This window comes from Serratia sp. SSNIH1, assembly GCF_002935055.1.
GTDB classification, from domain to species: domain Bacteria; phylum Pseudomonadota; class Gammaproteobacteria; order Enterobacterales; family Enterobacteriaceae; genus Serratia; species Serratia nevei.
Window position 1 is genome coordinate 245,942 of the sequence record NZ_CP026383.1, and the last position, 21,491, is coordinate 267,432.

Sequence of the window (21,491 nt, forward strand, 5' to 3'; positions counted from 1 at the left end):
CCTTTTTTGCCTGCACGGGCCACGCCCATAACCCACCGCCTCCCGAGACGTTACCGCACCGCACAGAGAGATTTGCACAGCGTGGTTCCACTCAGAGGGGAAATGATGAGGCCCATATCCATCATTGTAGGTTAATGAAACGCAAACTGGCCTGATCAGTGGATAAAATTTACCACCCCGCGCCGAAACGCCCTCCGCCGGGGCGGGCTAACGACTAACCGCCGGCCGGTGATTGGTCGGTTTTTCTGGATAGTCTATCCCGCCCTACGCCGCTGATCTTTCCCCCCACGCTGGCTAGACTCAGGTTTCCATTACGCTCATCCAAGGAAACTGTTATGGCAAACCATTCAATCAAGGGAAAAACCGTCCTCATCGCCGGCGGCGCCAAAAACCTCGGCGGGCTGATCGCACGCGATTTGGCTGAACAAGGCGCCAAAGCGGTGGTGATCCACTACAACAGCGCCGCTTCCCAAGCCGAAGCGGAAAAAACCGTCGCCGCCATTCAGGCCGCCGGGGCGCAAGGCATCGCGCTGCAGGCCGATCTCACCACCGCGGGCGCGGTCGAAAAGCTGTTCGCCGATACGGTCGCCACCGTCGGCAGGCCGGATATCGCCATCAATACCGTCGGCAAAGTGCTGAAAAAGCCGATGGTCGACATCAGCGAAGCCGAGTACGACGAGATGACGGCGGTCAACGCCAAAACCGCGTTCTTCTTCCTGAAAGAGGCGGGCAAACACCTCAACGACAACGGTAAAATCTGCACGCTGGTCACCTCGCTGCTCGGCGCCTTCACGCCGTTTTACGCCGCTTACGCCGGTACCAAAGCGCCGGTGGAACACTTCACCCGCGCCGCCGCCAAGGAGTTCGGCGAACGCGGTATCTCCGTGACGGCGGTCGGCCCCGGCCCGATGGACACCCCGTTCTTCTACCCGGCGGAGGGTGCGGACGCCGTGGCCTACCACAAAACGGCGGCGGCGCTGTCGCCGTTCAGCAAAACCGGCCTGACCGATATCGAAGACGTGGTGCCGTTCATCCGCCACCTGGTCAGCGACGGCTGGTGGGTAACCGGCCAAACCATCCTGATCAACGGCGGCTACACCACCAAATAAGTTCGACGGGGGCACAGATGCCCCCGCACCTGCTCGCGCGCAACCGCGCCATGCGGCTACACTCTCTGTCAGAAACGGCGCCAAGGAACAGCAGGTAACGAGATGGACAGATTCAATCAATACCGCGTATTCGTACAGGTGGCGGAAATGGGCAGCTTTATCCGGGCGGCCCATGCGCTGGAGGTGCCGCGCGCCTCGGTGTCCGCCGCCGTGCAACAGCTGGAAACGCAACTGGGCGTGCGCCTGCTGCACCGCACCACGCGGCAGGTGCGGCTGACCGCCGACGGCGAACAGCTGCTCGAGCGGCTGCGCCCGCTGCTGGCCGAGGTGGAAGACATCGATCAGTCGTTTCAGGCCAGCCAGCGCCAGGCCTCCGGCCGGCTCAGCGTCGACGTACCGAGCCGCATCGCCCGCCGGCTGATCGCGCCGGCGCTGCCCGGCCTGCTGCGGCGCCATCCTCATCTGCAGCTGGTGCTCGGCTCCGCCGATCGCGCCATCGATCTGGTGCAGGAAGGGGTCGACTGCGCGGTGCGCGTCGGCGATCTGCACGACAGCAGCCTGGTAATGCGCCCACTCGGCCATATCGCGCTGATCAACTGCGCCAGCCCCGCTTACCTGGGCGAATTCGGCCACCCGCGCCAGCCCGGCGATCTCGTCGAGGGACACTGGAGCATCGGCTACGCCTCGCCCAAAACCGGCCGCGAATCCCCCTGGGAATACCTGGCCGACGACGGCCATACGCAACGGCTCGAACTGCCCAGCCGGGTGGTGGTCAACAACGCCGAAAGCTATATCGCCTGCTGCCGCGCCGGGCTGGGGCTGATGCAGATCCCGCGCTACGACGTGCAACACCTGCTCGACGCCGGTGAACTGGTGGAAGTCCTGCCCGGATACCGCGCCGCTTCCATGCCGATCGCCCTGATCTACCCCCATCGCCGCCAGCGATCGCGCCGCCTGGCGGTGTTTCATGAGTGGTTTGAAAGCCTGCTGCAGCCGCATCTGGAGCGCTGATTGCACATTTAGCGCTATACTTTGTTTAATAACGCTTATAATTCAAGCGGTCAGACCGTCAGCATCTGCATAATCCATAGGCTTTTACGCCGCGCGGGTGTACAACGAAAGGTATCGGGCGGAGAGATTTTCGATGCGGCGCAGTGTGATCGCCCCAACATATCATTGCGTTATCCGAATGATACTATGGAACCAAAAGCGCCAGGCGGGTAAACGGAACGCCTGCTAACCCTTTTTAATCGGCATGTTTATGGAAGGAGTATTCTTATGGCTTACAAACACATACTGATCGCGGTGGACCTATCACCGGAAAGCAAGATCCTGGTAGAAAAAGCCGTCTCGATGGCGCGGCCGTACAACGCTAAAGTTTCTCTGATCCACGTCGATGTCAACTATTCCGACCTCTATACCGGCCTTATCGACGTCAATCTCGGCGACATGCAAAAACGCATCTCCGAGGAAACCCATCAGGCGCTGACCGAGCTGTCGCAGAACGCCGGCTACCCGATCACCGAGACCCTGAGCGGCAGCGGCGATCTGGCACAGGTATTGGTTGATGCCATCAAGAAATACGACATGGACCTGGTGCTGTGCGGCCACCACCAGGACTTCTGGAGCAAGCTGATGTCTTCCGCACGCCAGCTGATCAATACCGTGCACATCGATATGCTGATCGTGCCGCTGCGCGATGAAGAAGACGAATAAAGTAAGCACTTGCCAACTTAACTGCCCAACGCCCGCGCCCTGCGGGCGTTTTTCATGCCGCTACGCCGATTAATCGCTTGATAATCAACCGCCCTCCGATGATATAGTCGCTAAAGACACAACATCCTCCCCCGGGCATCGCCTATACCCATATCTATAAGAAATAGCGGGGGAAATTTAATGCGAAAAGGAGTTATCCATGGAATATGCCGTATCGGTAGAGTCTTTCCTGTCCTCGTTACAACGCCATAACCCCCACCAGCCGGAATATTTGCAGGCGGTGCGCGAAGTATTCACCTCGCTGTGGCCGTTTATCGAACGCAACCCGCGCTATCGCGAACAGGCGCTGCTGGAGCGCCTGGTGGAGCCCGAGCGCGTCATTCAGTTCCGCGTCAGCTGGGTGGACGATCGCGGCCAGGTGCAGGTCAACCGCGCCTTCCGCGTACAGTTCAACTCGGCCATCGGCCCTTACAAGGGCGGCATGCGCTTCCACCCGTCGGTAAATCTGTCGATCCTGAAATTCCTCGGTTTTGAGCAGACCTTCAAGAACGCGTTGACCACCCTGCCGATGGGCGGCGGCAAAGGCGGCTCCGATTTCGATCCGAAGGGCAAAAGCCAGGGCGAGATCATGCGATTCTGCCAGGCGCTGATGACCGAGCTGTATCGCCATCTGGGCCCGGACACCGACGTGCCGGCCGGCGATATCGGCGTCGGCGGCCGCGAAGTCGGCTTTATGGCCGGCATGATGAAAAAACTGTCCAACAATACCGCCTGCGTATTTACCGGCAAGGGCCTCTCCTTCGGCGGCAGCCTGATCCGCCCCGAGGCGACCGGCTATGGCCTGGTGTACTTCACCGACGCCATGCTGCAGCGCCACGGCCTGGGCTTTGAGGGCATGCGGGTGGCGGTGTCCGGCTCCGGCAACGTGGCGCAGTACACCATCGAGAAAGCGCTGGAGCTGGACGCGCGCGTGATCACCGTGTCGGATTCCGGCGGCACCCTGGTGGACGAAGACGGCTTCACCACCGAGAAGCTGGCACACCTGGCGGAGATCAAAAACCAACGCTACGGCCGGGTGGCGGACTACGCCCGCGAACGCGGCCTGACGTATCTGGCGGGCCAGCAGCCGTGGAACGTGCCGGTGGATATCGCCCTGCCGTGCGCCACCCAGAACGAACTGGATCTCGAGGCGGCGCAAACGCTGATCCGCAACGGGGTGAAGGCGGTAGCGGAAGGCGCCAACATGCCGACCACCATCCAGGCCACCGACGCCTTCCTCGACGCCGGCGTGCTGTTCGCGCCGGGCAAGGCGGCCAACGCCGGCGGCGTCGCCACCTCGGGGCTGGAGATGGCGCAAAACGCCGCGCGCATCGGCTGGCGGACAGAGAAAGTGGATGTACGTTTACAACATATCATGGCCGATATTCACCACGCCTGCGTGGAATACGGCGGCGAAGGCAAGCAAACCCACTACGTGCACGGCGCGAATATCGCCGGTTTCGTCAAGGTCGCGGACGCCATGCTGGCGCAGGGCGTGCTGTAATCCGCCTTAAAGGTGATCTTGTTCACACATCGATTAAATGCTTCAATGCCGGCCTCTGCGCCGGCATTTTTTTATGCTTTCACGCCATCCAAATGATGCCAGTGCGTTAAATTAAAGTTAATAAAAGGTTATTTATTACTTCTTAATCGGTAGTAAATTTACCACCACTAAATAATTAAACATTTATTTAACACTAAATACGCCATTATTTTACCTAAATGTGCGCAGATCACATTTCATTAACTTCAGCTACGCCCCCTCTTCCATTCCTTTGTAATCTGCAGCGGTGGAAAAACCGCCACCCCTACAGATAAAAAAAGGTACAGCTAATGAAATTTAACCTCGCATTATTAAATGCATGTGTGGTTTCTGCGTGCATGTTATCGACAACACCTGTGTTCGCCGCTGATAAGTATGAGATTGCCGTGGTCGCTAAAGTGACCGGCATTCCGTGGTTCAACCGCATGGAAGTGGGCGTCAACGAAGCGGCGAAAAAACTCGACGTCAACGCCTACCAGACCGGCCCTTCTACGCCGGATCCGGCCGCGCAGGTCAAGGTGATTGAGGATCTGATCGCCAAGAACGTCAACGCCATCATCGTGGTGCCGAACGACGCCAAGGTGCTGGAGCCGGTGCTGAAAAAAGCGCGCGACAAAGGCATCGTGGTGCTGACCCATGAATCCCCGGACCAGCAGATCGGTCAGTGGGACATCGAGACCATCGACAGTGAGAAATACGCGCAGGCCAACGTCGATGAGCTGGCGAAAGACATGGGTGGCAAAGGCGGCTACGCGATCTACGTCGGCTCGCTGACCGTGCCGCTGCACAACGCCTGGGCCGACTCCGCCATCAAATACCAGAAAGAAAAATACCCGGACATGTTTGAAGTCACCTCGCGCCTGCCGGTGGCGGAAAGCATCGACAAATCCTACGCAACCACGCTGGACCTGATGAAAACCTATCCGCAGATGAAGGGCATCATCGGCTTCGGCTCGCTCGGCCCGATCGGCGCCGGCCAGGCGGTGGCCAAGAAACGCGCCAAGGACAAAATCGCGGTGGTGGGCATCGCCATGCCGGCGCAGGCCGCCCCTTACCTGATGCGCGGCGACATCAAGAAAGCGCTGCTGTGGGATCCGAAAGACGCCGGTTATGCGCTGGTGACGGTGGCCGACCAGCTGCTGCAGGGCAAGGAAGTGAACAAAGACCTGTCGATCGAGGGCCTTGGCAAGGCTGACGTCGATATGGAACACAAAGTGATTCGGTTTAATAAGATTTTGGAAGTGACCAAAGACAACGCCCAATCGCTTGGATTCTGATTTTTCGCGTAATTTCGCCACACCGGGAAAGTAGTTAAACCCTCGTAGGGGCGCAGCATTGCTGCGCCCAGGGCTTCGGCCGCTACGCAAGCACAGGTTAACGTTATGACAGCCTCCCCCGCATTTATCACCCTGGAGAATATCAGCAAGCGATTCCCAGGCGTGCTGGCATTAGACCAGATCAACCTGACGCTGAATAAAGGCGAAGTGCACTGCCTGGCCGGACAAAACGGCTGCGGCAAAAGCACCATCATTAAAATTATCTCCGGCGTCTATCAGCCGGAAAAAGGCGCCAACATTTCGCTGGAAGGCAAACTCTTCCACACCCTGACGCCACAGCTGTCCGGTTATTACGGCATACAGGTGATCTACCAAGACCTGTCGCTGTTCCCCAACCTGACGGTGGCGGAGAACATCGCCATCCACCGTTACCTGCCCGGCGGCCGCTTCTGGGTGCGCAAGCGGGTGATGCGCCAGACGGCGCTCGACGCCATGGCACGGGTCGGCATACGCATCGATCCCGATAAAAAGGTGGAAAAACTGTCGATCGCCGATCGGCAACTGGTGGCGATTTGCCGCGCCATCGCCGCCGAGGCTCGGTTGGTTATCATGGACGAACCGACCGCCTCGCTGACCCGCCAGGAGGTCGACGGCCTGCTGCGGGTGGTCAACGAGCTGAAGGCGGCCGGCATCTGCGTGGTATTCGTCAGCCACAGATTGGATGAAGTGATGGAAGTCGCCGATCGCATCAGCGTGATGCGCGACGGCAAGCTGGTGGGCACCTGGCCGGCCAGCGAACTGGACAGCCATGAACTGGCGTTCCTGATGACCGGCCAACGCTTCCACTACAGCCCGCTGCCGCCGCTGCCGCCGGCCGAACAGGCGCCGCTGCTCGAGGTGCGCAACCTCAGCCGCGGCGATAAATACCGCAACGTCAATCTGGCGCTACGTGGCGGCGAAATCGTCTCGATCGTCGGCCTGCTCGGCGCCGGCCGCACCGAACTTTGCCTCAGCCTGTTCGGCATGACGCGGCCGGACAGCGGCGAGATCCGCATCGAGGGCCAGGCGGTGCAGCTGCACAACAACCGCGAAGCGGTGCGCCACGGCATCGGCTATGTGTCGGAGGATCGCCTGACGCAGGGGTTGATCATGGAACAATCCATCTACGACAACACCATCGTCACCGTCTTCGATCGGCTGCATACCTCGCTCGGACTGTTGGATCACGTCAAGGCGACCGAGCTGGTCAACCGGCTGATCCGCGATCTGAACATCAAAGTGTCCGACAGCGCGTTGCCGGTGAAAACCCTGTCCGGTGGCAACGCCCAGCGCATCGCCATCGCCAAATGGGTGGCGACCCAGCCGAAGATTCTGATCCTCGACTCGCCCACCGTCGGCGTGGACATCGCCAACAAAGAGGGGATCTACCAGATCGCCCGCGATCTGGCGCAGCTGGGCATGGCGGTGCTGATGATCTGCGACGAGATCCCGGAAGCCTATTACAACAGCCATCGGGTGATGGTGATGCGCAAGGGCGAACTGATCGCCGAATTCGCGCCGCACCAGAGTACCGAGCAACAGATCGCCGAGGTGGTGAATGGATAAGTCATTATTGGCCCGCCTGGCCGGGCGGCACGAGTTTTATCTCGGCCTGTTGGTGCTGCTGCTGGCGATCGGCCTGAGCGCCGGCACCGACGAATTTCTGACGCTCGGCAACCTGACCGACGTCGCCACCAGCTACGCCATTCTCGGCATCCTGGCCTGCGGGCTGTTCGTGGTGCTGATCGCCGGCGGCATCGACATTTCGTTCCCGGCGGTTACCGCCATCGCCCAGTATGTGATGGCCAGCTGGGTGATCCAGCACGGCGGCAGCTTCCCGCTGGCGTTCGCCCTGGCGATTGGCGTCGGCCTGCTGCTCGGGCTGGTGAACGGTTTCCTGGTGTACTGGCTGAAAGTGCCGGCGATCATCATCACCATCGCCACCCTTAACCTGTTCTACGGCCTGCTGGTGTACGCCACTAACGGCACCTGGCTGTACGGCTTCCCGGACTGGTTCATGAACGGCATCAACTGGTTCTCGTTCCAGGGCGCCGACGGCTACGACTACGGCCTGACGCTGCCGCTGCTGTGCCTGCTGGGGACCATCGTCGTCACCGGCGTGCTGATGAACCGCACCCGGCTGGGGCGCCAGATCTACGCGATGGGCGGCAACCGCGACGCGGCGTCGCGCCTGGGGTTGAACCTGCTGCGGCTGCATTTTTGCGTCTACGGCTACATGGGCATTCTGGCCGGCGTCGCGGCGGTGGTGCAGGCGCAGATCACCCAGTCGGTGGCCCCCAACTCGCTGCTTGGCTTCGAGCTGACGGTATTGGCGGCGGTGGTGCTGGGCGGCACCAGCATGAGCGGCGGCCGCGGCTCGTTGACCGGCACCCTGCTCGGCGTGGTGCTGCTGGCCTTCCTGCAAAACGGGCTGACGCTGCTCAGCGTCTCGGCCTATTGGCACCAGGTATTCAGCGGCGCGATCATTTTGATCAGCATCAGCACCACCGCCTGGAACGAAAAACGCAAGCTGCTCAAGGAGATCTGACATGACGCAGTTAACTCGGTTGATCCCAAGCGATCGGATCATTCGCCTGCAGGGCGCGATCATCATCGCGGTGACGCTGCTCTTCGCCGGGCTGCTCGGATCGCGCTTCTTCAGCCTCGGCAACTTCCAGTCGATCGCCTCGCAGCTGCCGATCCTCGGCCTGCTGGCGCTCGGCATGGGCATCACCATGCTGACCGGCGGCATCAACCTGTCGATCATCGCCGGCGCCAACGCCTGTTCGCTGGTGATGGCGGCGATCATCGTCAGCCATCCCGACCAGCCGCTGTTCCTGGCGCTGGCGCTGTTGGCCGGCCTGCTGGTGGCAGTGGCGATCGGCGCGCTGAACGGCGCGCTGGTGGCCTGGATCGGCGTCTCGCCAATCCTCGCCTCGCTCGGCACCATGACCCTGATCACCGGCCTGAATATCCTGCTGTCCAACGGCGCGGTGATCTCCGGCTTCCCGGCGGCGATTCAATTTCTCGGCAACGGGGCCGTGCTCGGCGTACCGGTGGCGCTGATCCTGTTCCTGCTGGTGGCGGCCGGGCTGTGGCTGCTGCTGGAGCACACCACGCTGGGCCGCAGCCTGTACCTGATCGGCTCTAACGAACAGGCCACCCGCTTCAGCGGCGTGAACACCGCACGGGTGCAGATCGCGGTGTATATCCTGTCGGCGCTGCTCGGCTGGGGCGCCGCCCTGCTGATGATGGCCAAGTTCAACTCGGCCAAGGCCGGCTACGGCGAATCTTATCTGCTGGTGACCATTCTGGCCTCGGTGCTGGGCGGCATTAACCCGGACGGCGGTTTCGGCCGTATTCTGGGGCTGGTGCTGGCGCTGATCGTGCTGCAAATGTTGGAAAGCGGCCTCAATCTGCTGGGGGTCAGCAGCTACCTGACCATGGCCCTGTGGGGCGGCGTGCTGATCCTGTTTATCGCGTTACAGAATCGAAAAGTTTAGGTTGCGCCCCGTCATTGAACGTGGCGCCGACGCAGACCCAAAATTCCGCTATCAAGGCGGAAGGTGCAGGGCATAGCGGGTCTATGTCCAAACCTGACAACGAAGAAATCGGGATTTTGGGGCGCGTCCCTTCGGGCTGGGGCCATTTAAGCGCGCAGCATCGTTATTCACCGCTTATTTGGGCCCACCAAACTTCACGGCTCACGCCTTGCTTCGCGCTTAAATGACCGCCAGCGGCGCTCACGGGCAATGGCGAGGCACAACCTTTAGGAGAAAATAATGGCGAGCTATTTTATTGGCGTAGATGTGGGCACCGGAAGCGCGCGCGCGGGCGTATTCGATCTTAATGGCCGCATGGTCGGCCAGGCCAGCCGGGCCATCGATCTGTACCGGCCGAAGGCGGATTTCGTCGAGCAGTCGTCGGATAACATCTGGCAGGCGGTGTGCAATGCGGTGCGCGACGCGGTCAACCAGGCCGACATCAACCCGATTCAGGTCAAGGGGCTGGGCTTCGACGCCACCTGTTCGCTGGTGGTGCTGGATAAAGAGGGCAAGCCGCTGACCGTCAGCCCCTCCGGCCGCACCGAACAGAACATCATCGTGTGGATGGATCACCGGGCGATCGCCCAGGCCGAGCGCATCAACGCCACCAAACACCGGGTGTTGGACTTCGTCGGCGGCATCATTTCACCGGAGATGCAGACACCGAAACTGCTGTGGCTGAAACAGCACATGCCCACCACCTGGGCCAACGCCGGTTACCTGTTCGATCTGCCGGACTTCCTCACCTGGCGCGCCACCCAGGACGCCACCCGTTCGCTGTGCTCGACGGTGTGCAAGTGGACCTATCTCGGCCACGAACAGCGCTGGGACAAGAGCTACTTCCAGCAGATCGGGCTGGAAGACGTGCTGGAACATGACGCGGCCAAGATCGGCAGCGACGTCAAAATGATGGGCGAGCCGCTGGGCCACGGCCTGACCCAGCGCGCCGCCAGCGAGATGGGGCTGATCGCCGGCACGGCGGTGAGCGTGTCGATCATCGATGCCCACGCCGGCACCCTCGGCACGCTGGGCGCCACCGGCGTCTCCGGCGAGGTGGCCGACTTCAACCGCCGCGTCGCGCTGATCGGCGGCACCTCCACCGGCCATATGGCGATGTCGCGCACCGCACGCTTTATCGGCGGGGTCTGGGGGCCATATTACTCGGCGATCCTGCCGGAATACTGGCTGAACGAGGGCGGCCAGTCCGCCACCGGCGCGCTGATCGACCACGTCATCCAATCGCACCCGTGCTACCCGGAGCTGCTGGCGCAGGCGAAAACCCAGGGGCAGACCATCTATGAGGTGCTGAACGCCATTCTGCGCCGCATGGCCGGCGAGCCGGAGAATATCGCCTTTCTGACGCAGGACATTCATATGCTGCCGTACTTCCACGGCAACCGCTCGCCGCGCGCCAACCCGACGCTGACCGGCATCCTGACCGGGCTGAAGCTGTCGCGCACGCCGGAGGACATGGCGCTGCACTACCTGGCCACCATTCAGGCCATCGCGCTCGGCACCCGCCACATCATCGAAACCATGAACCACAGCGGCTACAGCATCGACACCATCATGGCCAGCGGCGGCGGCACCAAGAACCCGATCTTCGTGCAGGAGCACGCCAACGCCACCGGCTGCGCCATGCTGCTGCCGGAGGAGAGCGAAGCGATGCTGCTGGGCGGCGCAATGATGGGCACCGTGGCGGCGGGCGTGTTCGACACCCTGCCGGAGGCGATGAGCGCCATGAGCCGCATCGGCAAGACGGTCACGCCGCAGACCAACCAGATAAAAAGCTACTACGACCGCAAATACCGGGTATTCCACGAGTTGTACAACGACCACATGAAATACCGCCGGTTGATGCAGGAGGAGGCGTGATGCAGCAGGAATGGCGGCAGGCCGTGCAGGGTTGGCAAACCTACAGCCAGGAGCTGGCGCAGCTGGGCGAGCGCCTCGACGCGCGCACCTGGCAACGGCTGCTGGCGCTGCTGGCCGACTGCCGCGGTAAAATCGCCGTCACCGGCGTCGGCACCTCGGGGATTGCGGCGCGCAAGATAGCCCACATGCTGGCCTGCGTGGAACGGCCGGCGGTCTACCTCGACGCCACCGGCGCGGCGCACGGCGATCTGGGTTTTCTGCGCGCCGACGATCTGCTGATCCTGATCTCGCGCGGCGGCAATTCCGACGAGCTGACCCGCCTGCTGCCGACGCTGCAGGCCAAGGGCGTGACGCTGATCGCGGTGACGGAAAACCCGCATTCCGCCATCGCGCAGGCGGCGCAGCTGACGATCGCCACCGGGGTGCAAAAGGAGATAGATCCGCTGAACATGCTGGCCACCACCTCAATTGTGCTGGTGCTGGCGATCTTCGACGCCGCCTGCGCCTGCCTGATGACGCGCAGCGGTTACGACAAGGACACCCTATTGGCGGTGCATCCGGGCGGCGGCGTGGGGAAAAGTTTGCGGGAGGAAAACTGAGGGCCCGACACCGCGGGCCCGGCTGACATTACAGCGGCATGTAGATATCGAAACGGTGGCTTTTGGTCAGCGTGGCGGCGTGCGCCGGCACGTCGGCCAGCGGCGGCGCGTAGTCCGGGCGTTTCACCACCACGCGCTTGGTCGCCAGGCGGCGCGCCGGCTCCAGCAGGCCGTCGGCGTCATCGTCGCTGCCCACCAGCGATTGAAACACCCGCATCTCTTTCTTCACCAGCGCGCTTTTTTGCTTGTGCGGGAACATCGGATCGAGATACACCACCTCGGGGCGCGGGCTGAGATCCGCCAGCGCCGTCAGGCTGGAGGCGTGCAGCAGCGTCAGACGCTCGCGCAGCCACGGGCCGATTTCCGCATCCTGATAGCCGCGCTGCAGGCCGTCGTCCAGCAACGCCGCCACCACCGGATTGCGCTCCAGCATCCGCACCCGGCAGCCCAGCGCCGCCAGCACGAAGGCGTCGCGCCCCAGCCCGGCGGTAGCGTCCACCACGTCCGGCAGATAGCTGCCCTTGATGCCGACCGCTTTGGCCACCGCCTCGCCGCGGCCGCCGCCGAAGCGGCGCCGGTGCGCCATGGTACCGGTGACGAAATCGACGTAGATCCCGCCGAGCTTCGGCTCGTCGCGCTTGCGCAGCTCCAGCCGCTGCGGGGTCAGTACCAGCGCCATCGGCGCGTCGTCGTCGGACGTCAGCTGCCAGCGCTGCGCCAAAACAGACAAGGCGCCGGGATCGGCGCCTGCTTCACACAATAAACACACGCTCACGTGTCGGGTTATCCTTTAATGCCGTAATGGCGCAGCATAGCATCCAGCTGCGGCTCGCGGCCACGGAAGCGTTTGAACAGCGCCATCGGCTCTTCCGAACCGCCGCGCGACAGGATGTTGTCGAGGAAGGATTTGCCGGTTTCGGCGTTGAAAATCCCCTCTTCTTCGAAGCGCGAGTAGGCGTCGGCCGACAGCACTTCCGCCCACAGGTAGCTGTAGTAACCCGCCGCGTAGCCGCCGGCGAAGATGTGGCTGAAGGCGTGCGGGAAGCGGCCCCAGCTTGGCGAAGGCACCACCGCCACCATTTTCTTCACTTCCGCCAGCGTCGGCAGGATCTGCGCCCCTTTTTCCGGGCTGTATTCGAAGTGCATGCGGAAATCGAACAGGCCGAACTCCAGCTGGCGCAGGATGAACAGCGCCGCCTGGTAATTCTTGGCCGCCAGCAGCTTGTCGAGCATGGCCTTCGGCAGCGGCTCGCCGCTCTGGTAGTGGCCCGAGATAAACGCCAGCGCTTCCGGCTCCCAGCACCAGTTTTCCATAAACTGGCTCGGCAGTTCGACCGCATCCCACGGCACCCCGTTGATGCCGGAGACGCCGGCGGTATCGATCTGCGTCAGCATGTGGTGCAGACCGTGGCCGAACTCGTGGAACAGCGTGGTCACTTCGTTATGGGTGAACAGCGCCGGCTGGTCGCCCAGCGGGCGGTTGAAGTTGCAGGTCAGGTAAGCGACCGGTTTTTGCAGCGTGCCGTCGGCCTTGCGCAGGCTGCCGACGCAGTCGTCCATCCAGGCGCCGCCGCGTTTGTTTTCGCGGGCGTACAGATCGAGGTAGAAGCTGCCGCGCAGCTCGCCGTTAACGTCGAACAGATCGAAGAAGCGCACGTCCGGATGCCAGGTCTCCACGTCTTTACGCTCTTTGGCGGTGATGCCGTAGATGCGTTTCACCACTTCGAACAGCCCTTCCACCACCCGCTGTTCCGGGAAGTACGGGCGCAGCTGCTCGTCGCTGATGGAGAACAGGTGCTGCTTTTGTTTTTCGCCGTAATAGGTGATGTCCCAGGCTTCGAGCTCGTCCACGCCATAGTGCTGTTTGGCGAAGGCGCGCAGCTGCGCCAGCTCCTGCTCGGCCTGCGGGCGGGCGCGCTTGGCCAGATCGCTCAGGAAGCCGATCACCTGCTCCGGGCTCTCCGCCATTTTGGTCGCCAGCGACTTGTCGGCGTAGGTATCGAAGCCCAGCAGCTGAGCCAGCTCGTGGCGCAGCGCCAGCGTTTCCGCCATCACTTCGCTGTTGTCCCATTTACCGGCGTTCGGCCCCTGATCGGAGGCGCGGGTGGCGAAGGCGCGGTACATCTCCTCGCGCAGCGCACGGTTGTCGGCGTAGGTCAACACCGGCAGGTAGCTCGGCATGTCCAGCGTCAGCAGCCAGCCCTCCTGCTCTTTGGCCTGCGCCATCGCCTGTGCCTGCGCCAGGGCGCTCTCCGGCAGGCCGCTCAGCTCGGCTTCGTCGGTAATCAGTTTGCTCCAGCCCATGGTGGCGTCGAGCACGTTGTTGCTGTAGGTGGAACCCAGTTCGGACAGGCGCGCGACGATCTCGCCGTAGCGCTGCTGTTTATCCGCCGACAGGCCGATGCCCGACAGTTCGAAATCGCGCAGCGCGTTGTCCACCGCCTTGCGCTGCGGCACGCTCAGCGCCTCGAACGCCGCACCCTCTTTCAGGCTACGATAGGCCTGGTACAGCCCTTCGTGCTGGCCAACCCAGGTGCCGTATTCGGACAGCAGCGGCAGCGCCTGTTCATAGGCGGCGCGCAGCTCCGGGCTGTTTTTCACCGAGTTCAGGTGCCCGATCGGCGACCAGATGCGCGACAGGCGATCGTCCGACTCCGCCAGCGGCTGACACAGATTGTCCCAGGTGAACGGCCCCGGCTGCGCGACCACGCGCTCTACCGCGGCGCGGCAGTCCGCCAGCGCGGATTGCACCGCAGGCACGATATCTTCAGGGCGGATCGCCGAGAACGGCGGCAGGGAAAACGGGGTCAGCAACGGATTTGTCATAGGGCAGTCCTGATTAGCGTTGGGGCCCGCCACGGGGGCGAGCCTTAAAATGCGTATGAATCTCTAACATGGAGCCAGACAACAGGAAAATCAATGCCCGGCGTTGATCGTTCGTGCCTTAAACGGCGCTTTGGCGGATGCGGGCGGCCAGCGCCGCCAGCCGATCGTCGTCGGCGCGCGCGGCGTCGTGGGAGGAGATATAGCCCTCGTAACGTTCGAAAAACTTCGGCGAGGTCGATTCGATCGGCCGCCACTGATCCAGCGACGCGGTGCCGTGCAGCGGGATCAGTTTGGCGTGCACATGATCGACGCCGTAGCCCTCGAACACCATGCCGCAACGGCCGACGTCGTCGAATGCGCGGTCCAGCTGCTTCGCCACCCGCTTGGTCGCCAGCATCAGCGCACTCAACACCTCGTCCGGCAGGTCAAAGGCGTAGCTCGGGTGGTGCGCCTTGGGGATCACCACGCTGAAGCCGTCGGTGTTGGGAAAGATGGACAGGAAGGCCAGATGGTCGTCGTCTTCCCAGATTTTATGGCACGGCGCCTTGCCCGCCACGATGTCGCAAAAAATGCAGCTCATCCTTTCTCCTTGTGATTCACAGCGTTTCAACCCGTTCGAACTCTTCGAACACCAGCCACATGTCCGGCGCAAAAGTGCCCTCGCGGGTAAAGAACGCCTGATGCCCCTCGCGCCAAAACGCCAGGCTTTTGTCGCCTTCGCCCTCTTTGGCCGCCATCTCGGCGGTCACCTGGTCGTAGCGCACCAGGCGCAGCGCCAAGGTTTTGATCACGCAGGCCGGTTCGCCGCGGCCGTCGAGAATAATGCTATCGTCGCCGATCATCGGCGTTTGCTCCCGGCGATAGCTCGCATAGGAGCTGCAGGTAGCGGTCTTTTCCCCGCTCAGCACCAACTGCAGCAGTTCGTCGGCCAACTCGGGGCCATCGCCGAACGCCCAGCGCGCCGCGTCGGGGTAGTTCGCCAAAATCGCCTGTTTGCTCATCGTCCTGTCCCTTTCTGTGAACGTCTGCGGCAACGGAGTCCAGTTTTTCCCGGCCAGACAGTTTATACTGTGCAGATTATAAGCCTTATTGCATTGAATGCTCCGTCTGCGGAGCACAAGGAATCGCCACCCGTCATGTTAAGTTATCGCCACAGTTTCCACGCCGGCAACCACGCCGACGTGCTCAAGCACACCGTTCAGAGCCTGATCATCGAGTCGCTGAAGGAAAAAGAGAAGCCGTTCCTGTATCTGGATACCCACTCGGGCGCGGGTCGTTATCAGCTCAGCGGCGAACACGCCGAGCGCACCGGCGAATACCTGGAAGGCATCGGCTTGCTGTGGCAGCGCGACGATCTGCCGGAAGAGCTGGCGGCCTACATGAGCGTGGTGCACAACTTCAACCGTTCCGGCACGCTGCGCTACTACCCCGGTTCGCCGCTGATCGCCCGCCAGCTGCTGCGCCCGCAGGACAAAATTCACCTGACCGAGCTGCACCCGAGCGACTACCCGCTGCTGCGCAGCGAGTTCCAGAAAGACGAACGCGCCAAAGTGCAGCGCGCCGACGGCTATCAGCAGCTGAAATCCCAGCTGCCGCCCCTGTCGCGCCGCGGCCTGATCCTGATGGACCCGCCGTATGAAATGAAGACCGATTACCAGGACGTGGTCAAAGGCATTCAGGAAGGCTACAAGCGTTTCGCCACCGGCACTTACGCGCTGTGGTACCCGGTGGTGATGCGCCAGCAGATCAAACGCATGCTGCGCGATCTGGAAGCCACCGGCATTCGCCGCATTCTGCAGATCGAACTGGCGGTGAAACCCGACAGCGATCAGCGCGGCATGACCGCCTCCGGCATGATCGTCATCAACCCACCGTGGAAGCTGGAACAGCAGATGAAAAACGTGCTGCCGTGGCTGCACAAAGCGTTGGTGCCGTCGGGCATCGGCCACCATCTGGTGAACTGGGTGGTACCGGAATAATCCCCGGCAGGGCGCGGTTCGCCGCGCCCTGCGTCCACCTATCGCAGCCATCGACGCAATCTTTGCGACAAACCCCGGTCAGGCGTTAAACTCTTACCCTCTTCAAATTCACAACTCATGGAAATCCCAGATGACGAAACATTACGATTATCTAGCAATTGGCGGCGGCAGCGGCGGTATCGCATCGATCAACCGGGCAGCCATGTACGGCCAAAAGTGTGCGCTGATTGAAGCCAAAGAGCTGGGCGGCACCTGTGTAAACGTGGGTTGTGTACCGAAAAAAGTCATGTGGCACGCGGCGCAGATCGCCGAGGCCATCCATCAGTACGGCCCGGACTACGGCTTCGACACCACCGTCAACGCCTTCGACTGGAAGAAGCTGGTCGCCAACCGCACCGCCTATATCGACCGCATCCACAACTCCTACGACAACGTGCTGGGCAAGAACAAGGTCGACGTGATCAAAGGCTTCGCGCGCTTCGTGGATGCGCACACCGTGGAAGTGAACGGCGAGACCATCACCGCCGACCACATCCTGATCGCCACCGGCGGCCGCCCGAGCCACCCGGCGATTCCGGGTGCGGAATACGGCATCGACTCCGACGGCTTCTTTGAGCTGGACGCCATGCCTAAGCGCGTCGCCGTAGTCGGCGCCGGCTATATCGCCGTGGAGATCGCCGGCGTGCTGAACGCGCTGGGCGCGGAAACGCACCTGTTCGTGCGCAAGCACGCACCGCTGCGCAGCTTCGATCCGATGATCGTCGAAACCCTGGTGGAAGTGATGAACACCGAAGGGCCGAGCCTGCACACCGAATCGGTGCCGAAAGCGATCGTCAAGAACGCCGACGGCAGCCTGACGCTGCAGCTGGAAAACGGCAAGGCATTCACCGTCGACTGCCTGATCTGGGCCATCGGCCGCGAACCGGCGACCGACAACCTGAACCTCGGCGTTACCGGGGTGAAGACCAACGAGCAAGGCTACATTGACGTCGATAAGTTCCAGAACACCAACGTCAAAGGCATCTACGCGGTGGGCGACAACACCGGCGCGGTAGAGCTGACCCCGGTCGCCGTGGCCGCCGGCCGCCGCCTGTCCGAGCGCCTGTTCAACAACAAGCCGGACGAGCACCTGGATTACAGCAACATCGCCACCGTGGTGTTCAGCCACCCGCCGATCGGCACCGTCGGCCTGACCGAACCGGAAGCCATTGAGAAGTTCGGGGCGGACAACGTGAAGGTGTACAAATCCTCCTTCACCGCCATGTACAGCGCCGTGACGCAGCACCGTCAGCCGTGCCGCATGAAGCTGGTGTGCGCGGGTAAGGAAGAGAAGATCGTCGGCCTGCACGGCATCGGCTTCGGCATGGATGAAATCCTGCAGGGCTTTGCGGTAGCGGTGAAGATGGGCGCCACCAAGAAGGACTTCGACAACACCGTGGCGATCCACCCGACCGCGGCGGAAGAGTTCGTTACCATGCGCTAACCGCTGCGGTTAGCCCATTCTCAGGCCGGTAAACACCGGCCTGTTCTTTTTGTGCGGTTTACTATTCCCTTCGCACCCGCCTGCTTTTTCTGCCATTATTCTGCCTGATAAATTAGCGGGACTGATACAACCTCCCCGCGCCTCTGGAGAACACCGATGCTGTTCAAACTATGCAAAACCCTTGCGATGGCCTGCGTGGCCCTGATTATCGCCCAGAGCAGCGCGCTCAGCTTTACCCTGGAAGTGGCGGGCAAGATCGACAACGTGACCGACCCGGTCAACAAAAGCTATCTGTTCACCGATAAGCAGCTGTTGGCAATGCCAGTGCGCAGCATCACCACCTCCACGTCCTGGACGCCACAGAGAAAATTCGAAGGGATTTCGGTGGCCGATATCCTGGAGCGCGTCGGCGCCAAGGGCGAGACGCTGACCTTCTACGCGCTGAACGATTATTACATCGACGTGCCGCTGTCCGACGTCAAAAAGTACAACATGATCCTGGCCTACAAGATGGACGGGGAAATGCTGAAGCTCAGAAACTTCGGCCCGCTGTTCCTGGTTTACCCGCGCGACGCCGCCGGGCCTGAACTGAACTCGCCGTTGTACAACTCGCGCTTTATCTGGCAAGTCGACAGGATCGTGATCAAATGAAGCTGACGACCTTTAAGAACGGCAGCAGGCTGGCGATCCCGGCCATCTTCGCCGCGCTGTTTCTGGTGGCGTCGACCGTCACGCTCTATTACTACAGCGCCACCCTGTCGAAGAAAGGGCTGTATGCCATCGCCGGCACGCAGGAGAACTACTCGTGGTCGATCGCCAAGTTCTCCATCAAGCTGGCGGAATTCGACACCTTCGTCGAGCAGCAGAGCCACGCTCCGCAGGTCGACAACGACAATCTGCGGCTGCGGTTCGAAATCCTCTATTCGCGCTTTTACGTGCTGGAAACCGTCTCCGAATCGACCCAGCCGCTGTACGCCGAGCCGGGTTACCCGGAAGTGGTCAAACAGATGCGCCTGCAGATGGATCGCATCGATAAGCTGTTGGACAGCCCGACAATCGACTTCGACCAGGTTTTCGCGGCCATGAAGGCCATCAAGCCTTACGCCATCGAAATGGCCAACCTGACCGACCACGCCGAGGTGAAGCAGCGCACCGCCGCCTATGAGGACTATATCGAGAAACGGCACATCATTTTCTATGGGCTGGTGATCGTCATGTTCTCGGTGATTGCGCTGATCGCCATCACCCTGATCGTGTTCCGTCAGCAGCGGCTGACCATTCGCCAGCAGGCCAAAGCGATCGAGGCGGAGAAAGCGACCCGCACCAAAAACGCCTTCCTCGGCGCCATCGGCCACGAGCTGCGCACCTCATTGCAGAGCGTGATGTCGGCCATCGACGTGCTGGTGAACACCCGGGTGTCGGCGGAGCATGCGGACACTTTCCAGCGGCTGGAGACCGCCGCGCAGCAAATCGAAAGCCAGATGAAAGATCTGACCGACTATGCGCACCTCGACAGCGGCATGATGGAATTGCGCATCGTGCCGTTCGACGCGCAGAAGCTGATCGCGGAGACCGCCAACGAAATCGCCACCCTGACCCGTAAAGAGCAGGTCAAACTCAGCTGCGAGGTGGAGTGCAGCCACCTGCTGGTGCACTCCGATCCGCTGCGCATCCGGCAGATTATCGTCAACCTGCTGACCAACGCCTACAAATACACCGAAAGCGGCAGCATCACGCTGCACAGCTGCCTGCGCCGCCAACCGGGCGGCAGTTCGTTGATCATCGAAGTGACCGACACCGGCATCGGTATCGAAAAAGACCAGCTCGATCAGATCTTCAAACCCTTTACCCAGTTGGATCAGTCGCATACCAAGCAGTATGCCGGCGTGGGGATGGGGCTGGCGATCGTGCACGGCCTGGTGACGTTGCTCGACGGCACCATCACGGTGTACAGCGAAATCAAGAAGGGCAGCACCTTTATCGTCAGCATTCCGGTGCAGATCAGTGAAGACGAACGTGCCGACGAGCCCGCCGCCGCCAATGCCTCTCTGCAGCAGAAGCCGCAGCAGGTCCTGGTGGTGGATGACAACAAGTCGGTGGGTGACGCCTTTGCGGCGCTATTGGACAAGCTGGGCTATCAGCACGAACTGTGCGACTCGCCGGAGCGCGCGCTGCAGAAGCTGCTCAGACGCCCTTACGACGCGCTGTTGCTGGATCTGCAGATGCCGGGCATCGACGGGGCCGCCCTGGCCAGGCAGCTGCGCAACCGTCGCGGCCCCAACCGCCATGTGCCGATCATCGGCATCAGCGCCTACACGCCGGAGCAGCTGACGGCGGACCAGCGCGCCCTGTTCGACAACTACCTGATGAAGCCGGTCCGGCTGGATGCGCTGTCGAGCGCGCTGGCCGAGGTGTTCCCCGCTAAAGATTAAAACAGCGTTGCAGTGCGGCTTCGATCACATGGAGCCGCACCGGCTTTTCATAAGGGCCGAGCACGTCGTACTCGCGCATCGCCTGAGCGATTTCCGACTCGCGTCGGTCGGTCCCCAGCTCGCCGGTCAGCACCAGTACCGGCGCATCCGGGTTGTCGGAGGCGCGGATGGTGGCGATACAGCGATCCGCCGTTTCCTCACCGATCAGCCAGTCCACCACGTAGCCGTCGAACAGGCTTTGCTGCAATGCCTGACAGAAGCTGTCGACGTCGTAAAACGCCACCGCGTTAAAGCCGCAGCCGCCGAGATACTTGGCCAGCTCATCGGCCGCCTGATGCGAATCGTCCAATACCGCGATGCTCAGCCGCTCGTCGTCGCCGAAGCCAGGCCGGATTTCGATCAGATCGACGCCGTAACGCGGGCCTGCCGGCGCCTCATCGGCGCGATAGATATGCCACTGCCCTTCCACGCGCAGCGCCACAAACTCCGCCGGCCGCCCGGCAGCAAGCTCGTCGCCGATGTGCCCGACGCAAGGTATCGCCACCCCCGCCACGACAAAGATGGCATCGCGCGCCATGTTTAGCTCGGGCGTCTCGTGTTCGGCGCTCAAATCGGCGATCGCCGCCGGCGTTTCTCCCAGCGCGGCCGCGACGCTGTTGATCTGCTCCAGCGTCCAGGGGCTTTGCCCTTTCAGTTTGCGGTGCGCATGTGAAAAACTCAGATCCAAGATGCGGCTGAGCTCTCGGGCATGCTGACGTTTTCCAATCCCGTAATGTAAAAACAGCTCCCTGACCCGATTGGCAATCGACTGTGAATCGAATTTTTGGTGATTGTTATCCATTTGTTCCTTCGATTTTTTTTACTGATTTATCAGTCGTTTTGATTATTTCTACTGAAAAAGCCACATCTAAAACTAGCATCTCATGCAATTATGCGTTAAAAACGTTGCTTGACATACCATGTTGCATCGTCAAACATGGTATCAAAAGAGACATACAGCAATACACTATAAAAAATAACACCAGCACG

19 protein-coding genes are annotated in these 21,491 nt (G+C 61.5%); 14 read left to right on the top strand and 5 right to left on the bottom strand.

Translation table 11 applies throughout. The features are described 5' to 3' along the window. Positions 1-335 precede the first annotated feature (335 nt). From C3F38_RS01195 to C3F38_RS01240, 10 genes are all read left to right on the top strand, one after another. Positions 336-1,109, top strand: a complete 774-nt coding sequence (locus C3F38_RS01195) for an SDR family oxidoreductase (RefSeq protein WP_055316865.1) — start codon at positions 336-338, stop codon at positions 1,107-1,109. 102 nt (positions 1,110-1,211) lie between these two features. Next, entirely contained in the window at positions 1,212-2,120 is a 909-nt protein-coding gene (locus C3F38_RS01200) for a LysR family transcriptional regulator (RefSeq protein WP_038873838.1), read from the top strand. Between the two features lie 267 nt (positions 2,121-2,387). Further along, entirely contained in the window at positions 2,388-2,825 is a 438-nt protein-coding gene (gene uspA, locus C3F38_RS01205) for a universal stress protein UspA (RefSeq protein ID WP_004930988.1), read from the top strand. 199 nt (positions 2,826-3,024) lie between these two features. After that, positions 3,025-4,368 carry an NADP-specific glutamate dehydrogenase gene (gene gdhA, locus C3F38_RS01210; RefSeq protein WP_055316867.1) on the top strand — a complete coding sequence of 448 codons (1,344 nt, stop codon included), beginning with the start codon at positions 3,025-3,027 and terminating at the stop codon, positions 4,366-4,368. Positions 4,369-4,697: 329 nt separating this feature from the next. Next, positions 4,698-5,684 carry an autoinducer 2 ABC transporter substrate-binding protein gene (locus C3F38_RS01215; protein WP_033636379.1) on the top strand — a complete coding sequence of 329 codons (987 nt, stop codon included), beginning with the start codon at positions 4,698-4,700 and terminating at the stop codon, positions 5,682-5,684. 105 nt (positions 5,685-5,789) lie between these two features. Next, a complete protein-coding gene (locus tag C3F38_RS01220) occupies positions 5,790-7,289 on the top strand; it encodes a sugar ABC transporter ATP-binding protein (RefSeq protein ID WP_055316869.1) in 1,500 nt (499 codons plus the stop codon). Continuing rightward, on the top strand, positions 7,282-8,271 hold the full coding sequence (locus C3F38_RS01225) for an ABC transporter permease (protein ID WP_047729644.1): 990 nt from the start codon (positions 7,282-7,284) through the stop codon (positions 8,269-8,271). The genes C3F38_RS01220 and C3F38_RS01225 overlap by 8 nt, the downstream gene beginning before the upstream one ends. A 1-nt stretch (position 8,272) precedes the next feature. After that, the gene (locus tag C3F38_RS01230; RefSeq protein WP_055316871.1) at positions 8,273-9,226 is read left to right on the top strand and encodes an ABC transporter permease; all 954 of its coding nucleotides are present in this window, start codon (positions 8,273-8,275) and stop codon (positions 9,224-9,226) included. Positions 9,227-9,505: 279 nt separating this feature from the next. Beyond that, a complete protein-coding gene (locus C3F38_RS01235) occupies positions 9,506-11,143 on the top strand; it encodes an FGGY-family carbohydrate kinase (protein WP_038873847.1) in 1,638 nt (545 codons plus the stop codon). Further along, entirely contained in the window at positions 11,143-11,742 is a 600-nt protein-coding gene (locus C3F38_RS01240; protein ID WP_042785538.1) for an SIS domain-containing protein, read from the top strand. The genes C3F38_RS01235 and C3F38_RS01240 overlap by 1 nt, the downstream gene beginning before the upstream one ends. 28 nt (positions 11,743-11,770) lie before the next feature. Here the strand turns inward: C3F38_RS01240 and rsmJ are convergent, their stop codons facing one another. From rsmJ to C3F38_RS01260, 4 genes are all read right to left on the bottom strand, one after another. Next, positions 11,771-12,517, bottom strand: coding sequence for a 16S rRNA (guanine(1516)-N(2))-methyltransferase RsmJ (gene rsmJ / locus C3F38_RS01245; RefSeq protein WP_049273186.1), 747 nt, complete (start codon positions 12,515-12,517; stop codon positions 11,771-11,773). A gap of 8 nt (positions 12,518-12,525) precedes the next feature. Next, the gene (gene prlC, locus C3F38_RS01250) at positions 12,526-14,568 is read right to left on the bottom strand and encodes an oligopeptidase A (protein ID WP_055316886.1); all 2,043 of its coding nucleotides are present in this window, start codon (positions 14,566-14,568) and stop codon (positions 12,526-12,528) included. Between the two features lie 118 nt (positions 14,569-14,686). Further along, positions 14,687-15,148 carry an HIT family protein gene (locus C3F38_RS01255; RefSeq protein ID WP_038873854.1) on the bottom strand — a complete coding sequence of 154 codons (462 nt, stop codon included), beginning with the start codon at positions 15,146-15,148 and terminating at the stop codon, positions 14,687-14,689. A gap of 16 nt (positions 15,149-15,164) precedes the next feature. Beyond that, on the bottom strand, positions 15,165-15,569 hold the full coding sequence (locus C3F38_RS01260; protein WP_047729643.1) for an ASCH domain-containing protein: 405 nt from the start codon (positions 15,567-15,569) through the stop codon (positions 15,165-15,167). Between the two features lie 135 nt (positions 15,570-15,704). Between C3F38_RS01260 and C3F38_RS01265 the strand changes: the two genes are divergently transcribed. From C3F38_RS01265 to C3F38_RS01280, 4 genes are all read left to right on the top strand, one after another. Beyond that, positions 15,705-16,547 carry a 23S rRNA (adenine(2030)-N(6))-methyltransferase RlmJ gene (locus tag C3F38_RS01265; RefSeq protein WP_047729642.1) on the top strand — a complete coding sequence of 281 codons (843 nt, stop codon included), beginning with the start codon at positions 15,705-15,707 and terminating at the stop codon, positions 16,545-16,547. A 130-nt stretch (positions 16,548-16,677) separates the two neighbouring features. Then, positions 16,678-18,030: a glutathione-disulfide reductase gene (gene gorA / locus C3F38_RS01270; RefSeq protein ID WP_025304617.1), complete on the top strand. Its 1,353-nt coding sequence runs from the start codon at positions 16,678-16,680 to the stop codon at positions 18,028-18,030. 156 nt (positions 18,031-18,186) lie between these two features. Then, the gene (locus C3F38_RS01275) at positions 18,187-18,681 is read left to right on the top strand and encodes a molybdopterin-dependent oxidoreductase (RefSeq protein ID WP_033636391.1); all 495 of its coding nucleotides are present in this window, start codon (positions 18,187-18,189) and stop codon (positions 18,679-18,681) included. Then, complete coding sequence (locus tag C3F38_RS01280) at positions 18,678-20,462, top strand: ATP-binding protein (protein WP_038873863.1); 1,785 nt, start codon at positions 18,678-18,680, stop codon at positions 20,460-20,462. The genes C3F38_RS01275 and C3F38_RS01280 overlap by 4 nt, the downstream gene beginning before the upstream one ends. Here C3F38_RS01280 and C3F38_RS01285 read toward each other — a convergent pair. Then, positions 20,452-21,303 carry a helix-turn-helix domain-containing protein gene (locus tag C3F38_RS01285; RefSeq protein WP_055316884.1) on the bottom strand — a complete coding sequence of 284 codons (852 nt, stop codon included), beginning with the start codon at positions 21,301-21,303 and terminating at the stop codon, positions 20,452-20,454. The two genes, C3F38_RS01280 and C3F38_RS01285, sit on opposite strands and share 11 nt — an antisense overlap. Positions 21,304-21,491: the final 188 nt, after the last annotated feature.

Coding starts and splice junctions, on each gene's coding strand:
- gdhA (WP_055316867.1), top strand. CDS start 3,025: ATGGAATATGCCGTATCGGTAGAGTCTTTCCTGTCCTCGTTACAACGC.
- C3F38_RS01240 (WP_042785538.1), top strand. CDS start 11,143: ATGCAGCAGGAATGGCGGCAGGCCGTGCAGGGTTGGCAAACCTACAGC.
- C3F38_RS01235 (WP_038873847.1), top strand. CDS start 9,506: ATGGCGAGCTATTTTATTGGCGTAGATGTGGGCACCGGAAGCGCGCGC.
- C3F38_RS01285 (WP_055316884.1), bottom strand. CDS start 21,303: ATGGATAACAATCACCAAAAATTCGATTCACAGTCGATTGCCAATCGG.
- C3F38_RS01255 (WP_038873854.1), bottom strand. CDS start 15,148: ATGAGCTGCATTTTTTGCGACATCGTGGCGGGCAAGGCGCCGTGCCAT.
- C3F38_RS01275 (WP_033636391.1), top strand. CDS start 18,187: ATGCTGTTCAAACTATGCAAAACCCTTGCGATGGCCTGCGTGGCCCTG.
- C3F38_RS01265 (WP_047729642.1), top strand. CDS start 15,705: ATGTTAAGTTATCGCCACAGTTTCCACGCCGGCAACCACGCCGACGTG.
- C3F38_RS01260 (WP_047729643.1), bottom strand. CDS start 15,569: ATGAGCAAACAGGCGATTTTGGCGAACTACCCCGACGCGGCGCGCTGG.
- C3F38_RS01225 (WP_047729644.1), top strand. CDS start 7,282: ATGGATAAGTCATTATTGGCCCGCCTGGCCGGGCGGCACGAGTTTTAT.
- C3F38_RS01230 (WP_055316871.1), top strand. CDS start 8,273: ATGACGCAGTTAACTCGGTTGATCCCAAGCGATCGGATCATTCGCCTG.
- gorA (WP_025304617.1), top strand. CDS start 16,678: ATGACGAAACATTACGATTATCTAGCAATTGGCGGCGGCAGCGGCGGT.
- C3F38_RS01280 (WP_038873863.1), top strand. CDS start 18,678: ATGAAGCTGACGACCTTTAAGAACGGCAGCAGGCTGGCGATCCCGGCC.
- prlC (WP_055316886.1), bottom strand. CDS start 14,568: ATGACAAATCCGTTGCTGACCCCGTTTTCCCTGCCGCCGTTCTCGGCG.
- C3F38_RS01220 (WP_055316869.1), top strand. CDS start 5,790: ATGACAGCCTCCCCCGCATTTATCACCCTGGAGAATATCAGCAAGCGA.
- uspA (WP_004930988.1), top strand. CDS start 2,388: ATGGCTTACAAACACATACTGATCGCGGTGGACCTATCACCGGAAAGC.
- C3F38_RS01215 (WP_033636379.1), top strand. CDS start 4,698: ATGAAATTTAACCTCGCATTATTAAATGCATGTGTGGTTTCTGCGTGC.
- C3F38_RS01195 (WP_055316865.1), top strand. CDS start 336: ATGGCAAACCATTCAATCAAGGGAAAAACCGTCCTCATCGCCGGCGGC.
- C3F38_RS01200 (WP_038873838.1), top strand. CDS start 1,212: ATGGACAGATTCAATCAATACCGCGTATTCGTACAGGTGGCGGAAATG.